Here is an 8,550-nt window from a genome sequence, read left to right as displayed (position 1 = left end):
CGAACTGGGTCTTGCCGGCCTCGATGAAGGCCTCGCGGAATTTGTCGAAGCCGCCGAGATCGCGGTCGATCAGCGCCAGGATCGCGCCCGGCACTTTCTTGCCGCCGCCGTCCTTCTTCATCCACGGCCAGAACTGGATGTGGTTGAAGTCCTGGGCCGCGTTGTTGAAGACGCCGGCGTCCTTGCCGAAGCTCTTCTTGACGATGGTCTCGAGGTCCTTGCCCTCGTAGTCGGTGCCTTCGATCAGCTTGTTGAGGTTGTCCACGTAAGCCTTGTGATGCTTGTCGTGGTGATATTCGAGCGTCTCGGCCGACATATAAGGCTGAAGCGCGTCGTAAGCGTAGGGTAGGGGTGGGAGTTCGAATGCCACGATGGGTCTCCGGGGGATTTTGAGTGGGTGAAAGTAGGAAAGACCGCTGAAAGCTAAAGGTTCCCGGAAAGCGAAGCAAGGCGGCACCCGCAAGAGCGAAGTCCTTGCGAAAGCGGCGGAATTGGCTGTGGGGGAAATCGGGGTGGGCGTGGAGCCCCTGAACTCCACGCCCGGTGCCGAGGAAGGTTCGCTACATCAGTTACAGGGATCTGACGCGTACGAGAATGCGTCTTCCCACCTGAACCCAGCATGAACCGAAACTGCAGGCTCCGTTCAGAAACCCAACCGTCATGCCCGGGCTTGACCCGGGCATCCATGCCGTTTCCGCTCCCATCGTGGTGACGCCAGTGGAATGGATCGCCACCCGGGTCCGGCTTCGCCGGCCCGGGCGCAGGCTCAAGTCGAGCCCGGCGATGACGAGGCAATAGGGGCACTTACTTGATCAGCGCCTGGAGCTGCTTGAACTCGGGCGTGCCGGCGCGCTCCATCCATTCGAACAGCACCATCTCGCTGTCCACCACGTCCACGCTCGATTTCTGCAACCGCGCGAGCCCGAGCTTGCGGCTCGCCTTGGCGCGCGAGCCGACCGCGTCGGCGACCACGAAGCTCGAGCCTTGGGACTCCAGATCGATCGCCGTCTGCAGCACGCAGACATGAGCCTCGATGCCGCCGATCACGACCTGCGAGCGGCCCTGGCGGCGCAGCTCGTGCAGCCGGTCCTTCAGCATGGCGTTCCGCATGCAGGAGAACTCGGTCTTGTCGGCGATGAAGCCGTCATTGGCGAAGGCGTCGCGAATGGAATCGTGAGTCGGTCCCAAGCCTTGCGGATATTGCTCGGACACGGTGATGGGAATGCCGAGCTTGCGTGCGGCCATCACGAGCCGCACGCAGCGGTCGACGACCCGGTCCTTGCCGGAAATCGCGCTGAGCAGCTTGTCCTGCACGTCGACGATGAGGACTTGGGACTTATCGCGTGAAAGCAGCATTGGGTGAACTCTGGCATAGATGGTGCGGCTTCGCCTAGACGTGCTGCGCGACACGGAGCCTTCTTAGCTGAACGGAAGCCGCCGAACGCGCATGCGGGTCGGCTCCAATACGACCACGCTACCTTGCTGTAAGAGCGGTTCCATGGCTGACATATTGGCCATCAGGAGTGCGAGTTGTCGCCCGGGCCGACGTTCTCCGCCCCGCCGAAAGAGAACGATGGAGGGTTTGGATGTCTGACGGGATGCGAGCAGGGCGCTAAAATCGGTGTCTGCGGACACCAGCACGCGATCTTCTCCCGCAGCGTGGTCGAAGACGGCCTGATCACTTGCCGCCTGCATGCCATAGTCCCTTACGTGTACCGCGTCGTGGCCTTGCTGCCGCAACCCTTCTGCAACCGACGGTGAGAGTGCGTTATCCACGAGAAACTTCACGGAATTGCGAGCGGCAACTCACGTTCGCCAACGGCCTCAGCGGCGAATTGCAGGGCCTCACGAATGTCGGGGCCCTCGAGGTCGGGATAGGCCGCAAGAATTTCTGCCTCGGTCATTCCTTCAGCTACGAGGCCCACCACCGTCGCGACGGGAATACGCAGGCCGCGAATGCAAGGCACGCCACCCATTCTGGCCGGGTCAACGGTTATGCGGGCAAACTTCGTCATGCTTGTTTCTTAGCACATATTTAGCCCGTCGGCACTGGCGAGCCCCGAGGACGCGTCCAGGTCCGCGACCTTCAGGGCAAACGCATAAGAGACCGCCACTTCCTTGAGCCGCTCGAAGCGGCCTGATGCGCCCGCGTGGCCCGCCTCCATGTTCGTCTTGAGCAGGATGAGGTTGCCGCCGGCGTCCGCCTCCCGCAGTTTCGCCACCCATTTGGCCGGCTCCCAATAGGTCACGCGCGGGTCGGTCAGCCCGGCAAGCGCGATGATGTTGGGATAGCTCTGCACCCGCACGTTGTCGTAAGGCGAGTAGGCGGCGATGGTGCGGTAGTCTCTCTCGTTTTCAAGCGGATTGCCCCATTCGGGCCATTCGGGCGGCGTCAGCGGCAAGGTCGCGTCCAGCATGGTGGTCAGCACATCCACGAACGGCACCTCGGCGATGATGCCGAGGAAGAGGTCCGGCGCCATGTTGGCGATCGCGCCCATGAGCATGCCGCCGGCGCTGCCGCCATGGGCAATGATGCGGCCGCGCGACGTGACGTTCTGGGCTGCGAGATACTCGCCCGCGGCGATGAAGTCGGTGAAGGTGTTCGTCTTCTTCTCGCGCTTGCCGTCCTTGTACCAGCGATAGCCCTTCTCCTTGCCGCCGCGAATATGCGCGATGGCGTAGACGAAGCCGCGGTCGACGAGGCTCAGCGCGTTGGTGTTGAAGCCGGCGGGCATGGTCATGCCGTAGGCGCCGTAGCCGTAGAGCAGGAGCGGCGCGGTGCCGTCGAGCTTCGTCTCCTTGCGGTAGAGGAGCGAAGATGGGCACCGTCTCGCCGTCTTTCGCCGGCGCATGACGCGGCGCGTGACGTAGAGGCTGGGGTCGTGGCCGCTCGGGACCTCTTGCGTCTTGCGCAGTGTCCGCTCGCGCGTCTCCATGTCGTAGTCGAACACCTGCGCCGGCGTGGTCATGGACGAGTAGGTGAAGCGCAAATTGCGCGTGTCGTATTCGTAGCCGTGTGAGAGCCCGAGCGCGTAGGCTTCCTCGTCGAAGGCGATCTGGTGCTCCTCGCCGTCGGCGAAACGGCGGATGACGATGCGCGGCAGGCCGTCCTCGCGCTCGAGCCTAACGAGAAAGTCCTTGTAGGCGACCACGTCCAGAATGAGCCTGCCCGGCCGGTGCGGCTCGATCTCGCGCCAGTTCTCGGGCGAAGGGTCGCCGGCGGCGCTCGACGATGCGGTAGCCTCGGCGCCCCGGAATGTGAGAATGATCAGCCTCTCGCCATGATGCTCGACGGAATAGTCGTGTTCGGCCTCGCGCGGCGCCACCAGCCGCGGGGCGGCGTCCGGCTCTTTCGCGTCGATCAGGCTGACCTCCGCTGTCTCGTGGTCGTGGACACCGAGCAGCAGATATTCGTTGTCCTGGGTGGCGCCGATCTCCAGGAAATAGCCGGGGTCGGCCTGCTCGTGGATCAGCCGGTCCTCGCTCGCCGCGCCGACCGCATGCGCGAACAGCTTGCGCGGCCGGTGCTCCTCGTCGAGCCAGACATAAAGCAGCGTCTTGCTGTCGGCCGCCCATTGGAAGCCGCCATTGTTGTCGGTGATCTCGGCCTCGACCAGCCTGCCGGTTGCCGCCTTGATGATGGTGACGGTGTAGAACTCCGAGCCCTTGGTATCGACGGCATAGGCGACGAGCGTGTGATCGGGGCTGTGAGCGACATTGGCGATGCGGAAATAGGCATGGGGCGCGGCGAGTGCGTTCCCGTCGACCAGGATTTGCTCGGTGCCGCCGCCGCGCGGACGCCGGCAGAACAGCGGATGCTGTCCGCCGGTCACGTAGCGCGTGTAGTAGTCGAAGGCGCCGTCGGGCGCGGGCACGCTCGAATCGTCCTCCTTGATGCGCCCCTTCATCTCCTCGAAGAGCTTCGCTTGCAGCGCCTCGGTGTCCGCCATGACCGCGCCCGTGTAGGCGTTCTCCGCTTCCAGATGGGCGCGGATGTCCGCCGGCAGCTGGCGCGGATCGCGCATCACCGCCTGCCAGTTGTCGGCGCGCAGCCAAGCGTAATCGTCCTCGCGGGCGATGCCGTGATGCGTCGAAGTGGAAGAGCGGCGGGCGGCAAGCGGCGCCCGCGCGGGAAGACGCTGTTCGTTCATGGATCGTGTCTCAGTTTGAAAATGCTCGGTGCCCGAAAAGAATGATCGCCATGCCGATCAGACACACGACGGAGCCTGTGAGATCCCATCTGTCAGGCTGCACGCCCTCGATAAGCCAAAGCCATCCGAGCGAAGCGGCGATGTAGACGCCCCCATATGCGGCGTAAGCACGCCCGGCGGCGTCGACCTCGGCAAGCGTCAGCAGATAGGCAAACAACGCCAGCGCCGCCATGCCCGGGATCAGCCATAGAATGGATTTGCCGGTTCGCAGCCACGCCCAGAAGGCGAAGCACCCGGCGATCTCGGCGAGGGCCGCGCCGACGTAAGCAGCGATCGTGATCATGTTCTCTAGTCTCCCCGCCTTTTAAGCCCCGCGCCGCCTCGGATGGGGCAACGTCGCAAAGATCATCTCAGCAACGTCGCTCATGCTCCAAGTCGACGTGGGCCTAGAGACTAGGTCGAGGTCTTGCCGCTCCCGGCATCGGTGTCAAGTTCGAGGGCGCAGCCATTGATGCAATAGCGCAGGCCGTTCTCCCCGGGACCGTCCGGGAAGACGTGCCCCAGATGCGCGTCGCAGTTCGCGCAGCGGACCTCGACGCGCCGCATGCCGAAGGCGTTGTCCTCATGGGTCGTCACCGTGTCCGCGGCGGCGACGTCGGTGAAGCTCGGCCAACCGGTGCCGGAGTCGAACTTCGTGTCCGAGCTGAAGAGGGGTGCGCCGCAGCACACGCAGCGATACATGCCCTCGCGCTTCTCCGCATGATAGGGGTGGCTGAAGGCGCGCTCGGTGCCGTGCTCGCGGGTGACGTGGAATTGCTCCGGCGTCAGCTTCGTCCGCCAGTCCTCGTTCACCGTGGTCTTCTCGTTGTTCTCGGTTTTGCTCATGGTCACCGCTCTCGGTTTCGATCTGTTCTGTCCGCAAAGAATATAGGTGTACCGAAGTCTCCCTCTAAGAGGTGTCTCTTTGCTTTCACGCAGGCTTGATGGAGAAACGCACCGGCTTCAGACTTGAGTGTGGCGGCTGGCTGCAAGTTTCGATCAATTCACGCGCGCAAGGAACGGTGCAGGCTAAAGAAAACGCTGCACACCCTTAAATTCCACAGGTTCGCGTACAGTCTTCGCGAGAAGAGGTCCGTTGCAGTTTTGTCGAAAGATGCTATAGAGACCAAATCAGCAAAGCATCATTGCGCTGCAAGCTCTTTAGTTTCGTAACATTGTAGTTTTCGGTCACAAAAACGGCGTATTCTGGTGACTTTAAGAAGTCACTTGAACCTGGGAGACGCGCAAGAGGCCACGGATTTGTGGTCTGTTTCGCTCAAACGGGTATTGGGCAGGATCAAGGAGCCACTTCATGGACGCGAATCTCGAAAAAAACGAACTCGTTGAACTGACCGCCGAGATTGTCTCGGCTTATGTCAGCAACAACACCGTTGTGGCCACGGACCTGCCCGGCGTCATCCACAATGTGTACGATGCCTTGAGCAAAGCCTCCAGTGCGGGCGGTCAGCCGGCCAAGGAAGAGTTGAAGCCCGCCGTCGCGGTCAAGAAGTCCGTGACGCCGGAGTTCATTATCTGCCTGGAGGACGGGAAGAAGTTCAAGTCGCTGAAGCGGCATTTGCGGACCCATTACGATCTGTCCCCGGAAGAGTATCGCGAGAAGTGGGGTCTGCCCCATGACTACCCGATGGTCGCGCCGAACTACGCGGCCGCGCGCTCGGACCTCGCCAAGCGCATGGGGCTCGGCCAGCGGCGGCGCTAAAGACGCGTAATCGGGGTAACCGACTCGCATCGCCGGGTCATGATTTGCCTGCAATAACGCTATCGAAAGCATCGTGCCCTCCGCCGCCCGCAAGATCGGGTGGGCGGCTGCGCCGCGCGGTACAAGCTATTGCGATTCCTAGAGAATTTTAGGCCCCTCCTTGCATGTGACAGGCGAACGCCACATAGTCGGTAACCGGTGATTCGCGGGGATAGAGGGGGGACGACATGCTGTCCGATTGCGCCTTTCGGGCTCAGTTGGCGATCGAGGGACAGCGTGATCTCTTCGACTATTGGCTGCACTCGGCGGGGAAACGGCTTCTTCCGGCGCGCGCCGATCTCGATCCGCTTAAGGTCCCGCGATTGCTTCCGTATTTGGGTCTGATCGATCTCCGCGAGGGGTTCGACCGGGGCCTGTTCCGGCTGGCGGGCACGCGGCTGCGGGACATCTACGGCAAGGAGATCACCGGCAAGCGCCTCGGGGAGGTGTTCTCCGGCACCTGCGAGGCCTATTGGCGCCGCATCCACGACCGTGTCGCCACCGAAGGTCTGCCTGCCCATGGCGTGGTCCGCGGACCGGCCGAGGGGCGGGATCATGTGCTCTTGTTCTGGTTGCGCTTGCCCTTGTCGGACGACGGGCTCCGTGTGGATAGGATCCTGTGTCACGACACGACGGGCCCGGGCGACAGGGCGCACGTGCCTGCGGAGTTTACGCTCTACCGTTATCCGCCGGCCCTGCCTCCCGCCGCTCAGGGCGTCCGGCCCAATACGGCTAGGGCGCGCTAAGTCCGGCGCGAGACCGGCCAATTCGCCCTTGTAAGCGCTGAGCAGACCGAGATGCCGATTGAGGTCGTAGCTCCAATGATTGGCGCGAGCGCGGCGCCGTTCCGCGCGCAAGGCGCGCCGCAGCTTCGCGAGCAGATGAAGCCGTCCGGCTTCCGTCCCGTCCTCGATCTCGTGGGGCCATAGGGCGAGCAGCCGGGGTAGATCGCGCGGCCGGTCATAGACCGCGGCGCTCGCGGTAACCGACCTGCCGAAAGTGCGCTTTGCCGCGGAGCCGGTGCGGCCCAATCGCGCTGCCGTTTGGCGTCGTTTGTCTCCAGACACTGGCTTTGGGTCCTGATGCTTGAGGGGCGTTCAGCATGCACCCGGCAGCGGGGTCCGAGTGTTTCGTGGGGATTGCGAGGCCTTATGCCCGCCCTCGAAACCTGCCGAGCGTTTCGCACTCGGCGCTCGTCCCCGCGCAGGCGGGGACCCAGAATTATTTTTTGCCTGGATTCCCGCTTTCGCGGGAATGAGCGGAGTTAACGCAGGGCCGCACTTATGCCCGCCCTCGAAAGCTCGCGTAGAATGCCGTCACCTCGTCCTTTCGAAGGGGCGTTCTCGCGAGGCGTTCGTGATGGCGGGATGGGGTGCGGCGCCTGCGGGTCTCTTCCGCAATGAGACCTCCGGGCGGTGCCGGAGCGACCCCCCGGGGCTACCACGAGCCCCCGCGAGAAGCTCGCTGGGATTTGCTCTCTCGTTACGTAGGCCAGTGCGCACGTGGCGCGGAAGGCCGAGTAGCGCAGAGAACAATGAGAAGCGGGGCCCGGCGCCGAAAAGACGCTGCAAATAGCATGCGCGAGAGTTCCGTCGCGGGAGGCGCATTTTTTTTGATGCGCTATGCTACGCGACTTGAGCGCATGTGGCGCGCCGGAAGGCGCACGCCGCGATTCCCAAAAAGGGTCGCGGAACCATTTACGGAATTGCGCCTACCCGGCGCGCCATCCCCTTGGATCAGGGGAATCGATGGGAGATCGTTGTTGGGAGTACACTCTGGTGCCGCGCCGCGCCGGAGCCATCCGCGCGTGGCGGTATCAGCATCCTTCTTTTAGAGCCCTTGGAGCACTTCCCTTATCCCCGCCCCAGCGTTCCCCTTTACAGTGTGATAGGACAATATTCCTATCAGAGGAGCACGAGAATGAGTGCAGTACAAACGGAGCCGCAAGCGTGCGGACGGCGCGCGAGGCGGGCAGGGCGCCAGTCGGTCCGCAAGGCGATCGATCCGGCGGTGCCTGGTGTTCGGGGTCGAGGTGCGCGAGCTCGGCGCGGCGACCCGACGGTCGCCCCGGGCTGCTTTCGCCCGGCAGGTAGCGATGTATCTTGCCCATGTCGTCTGCGGTCTCAGCCTGACCGAGGTGGGGGCGCTGTTCGCCCGGGATAGAACCACCGTGGCGCATGCCTGCGAGGTGGTGGAGGACCGTCGCGACGATCCCGAGCTCGATGGCCGGCTCGAGCATTTGGAATGCGCCGTCGCCGCACTCATCGGCGCGCTTGTCTGGCACGAGAGGCGCTCATGAGCGTTCCGAGGACGCCGGGCGCCCGCGCGCGCACGCGCCAAGCCGCCGAGATCCGCCGCTTGCTTGCGCGGCTTGCAGGAGGCGCCTTCATCGAAAGCGACGGCAAAAACGGCTTCCGTCTGTCGGAGGATGGCGCAGCGATCCCGGTCGCCAGACGCCTCGTGGAGGCCTGTCTCTCCGGCGATTGGCTTGCCTGGCAGGGAGAGAGGCTCGTCCTCACCGATGTGGGGCACGCACGGTTGCGGCGGGCCCGCGCCGATGGGAACGATGCTTTCCGCGTGCAGCACCAACTGAGAACGATC

Annotated in this window: 11 protein-coding genes and 1 pseudogene; 5 read left to right on the top strand and 7 right to left on the bottom strand. The window is 63.6% G+C overall.

Features of this window, described 5'->3' with window-relative positions:
• The 7 genes from AUC71_RS15005 to msrB all read right to left on the bottom strand — a co-directional run.
• Window positions 1-370: superoxide dismutase (locus tag AUC71_RS15005; protein ID WP_141701750.1), on the bottom strand; the 370-nt coding region annotated here is incomplete at its 3' end.
• 434 nt (window positions 371-804) lie between these two features.
• The gene (locus tag AUC71_RS15000) at window positions 805-1,356 is read right to left on the bottom strand and encodes an isochorismatase family protein (protein WP_069624888.1); all 552 of its coding nucleotides are present in this window, start codon (window positions 1,354-1,356) and stop codon (window positions 805-807) included.
• 63 nt (window positions 1,357-1,419) lie between these two features.
• Window positions 1,420-1,776 (bottom strand): DUF5615 family PIN-like protein, encoded by a 357-nt coding sequence (locus tag AUC71_RS22865; RefSeq protein ID WP_425283401.1) that lies wholly within the window; start codon window positions 1,774-1,776, stop codon window positions 1,420-1,422.
• 8 nt (window positions 1,777-1,784) lie between these two features.
• Window positions 1,785-2,015, bottom strand: a complete 231-nt coding sequence (locus AUC71_RS14990) for a DUF433 domain-containing protein (protein WP_069624886.1) — start codon at window positions 2,013-2,015, stop codon at window positions 1,785-1,787.
• Window positions 2,016-2,024: 9 nt separating this feature from the next.
• On the bottom strand, window positions 2,025-4,151 hold the full coding sequence (locus tag AUC71_RS14985) for a S9 family peptidase (RefSeq protein WP_069624885.1): 2,127 nt from the start codon (window positions 4,149-4,151) through the stop codon (window positions 2,025-2,027).
• A gap of 10 nt (window positions 4,152-4,161) precedes the next feature.
• Complete coding sequence (locus AUC71_RS14980) at window positions 4,162-4,494, bottom strand: YnfA family protein (RefSeq protein WP_069624884.1); 333 nt, start codon at window positions 4,492-4,494, stop codon at window positions 4,162-4,164.
• A 110-nt stretch (window positions 4,495-4,604) separates the two neighbouring features.
• On the bottom strand, window positions 4,605-5,036 hold the full coding sequence (msrB, locus tag AUC71_RS14975) for a peptide-methionine (R)-S-oxide reductase MsrB (RefSeq protein WP_069624890.1): 432 nt from the start codon (window positions 5,034-5,036) through the stop codon (window positions 4,605-4,607).
• Between the two features lie 466 nt (window positions 5,037-5,502).
• Between msrB and AUC71_RS14970 the strand changes: the two genes are divergently transcribed.
• The 5 genes and pseudogenes from AUC71_RS14970 to AUC71_RS14955 all read left to right on the top strand — a co-directional run.
• The gene (locus AUC71_RS14970; protein ID WP_069624883.1) at window positions 5,503-5,910 is read left to right on the top strand and encodes a Ros/MucR family transcriptional regulator; all 408 of its coding nucleotides are present in this window, start codon (window positions 5,503-5,505) and stop codon (window positions 5,908-5,910) included.
• Between the two features lie 227 nt (window positions 5,911-6,137).
• The gene (locus AUC71_RS14965) at window positions 6,138-6,695 is read left to right on the top strand and encodes a PAS domain-containing protein (RefSeq protein ID WP_069624882.1); all 558 of its coding nucleotides are present in this window, start codon (window positions 6,138-6,140) and stop codon (window positions 6,693-6,695) included.
• A 51-nt stretch (window positions 6,696-6,746) separates the two neighbouring features.
• Entirely contained in the window at window positions 6,747-6,878 is a 132-nt protein-coding gene (locus AUC71_RS22080) for a hypothetical protein (RefSeq protein ID WP_280139331.1), read from the top strand.
• Between the two features lie 995 nt (window positions 6,879-7,873).
• Complete coding sequence (locus AUC71_RS14960; protein ID WP_083238456.1) at window positions 7,874-8,248, top strand: helix-turn-helix domain-containing protein; 375 nt, start codon at window positions 7,874-7,876, stop codon at window positions 8,246-8,248.
• A pseudogene (locus AUC71_RS14955) lies at window positions 8,245-8,550 on the top strand (hypothetical protein); the annotation flags it as partial. The gene AUC71_RS14960 and the pseudogene AUC71_RS14955, both read left to right, overlap by 4 nt.

The organism is Methyloceanibacter marginalis, assembly GCF_001723295.1.
Taxonomy (GTDB): Bacteria; Pseudomonadota; Alphaproteobacteria; order Rhizobiales; family Methyloligellaceae; genus Methyloceanibacter; species Methyloceanibacter marginalis.
Note: the sequence above shows the minus strand (reverse complement) of the source record. Positions and strands in the feature narration are given on the sequence as shown.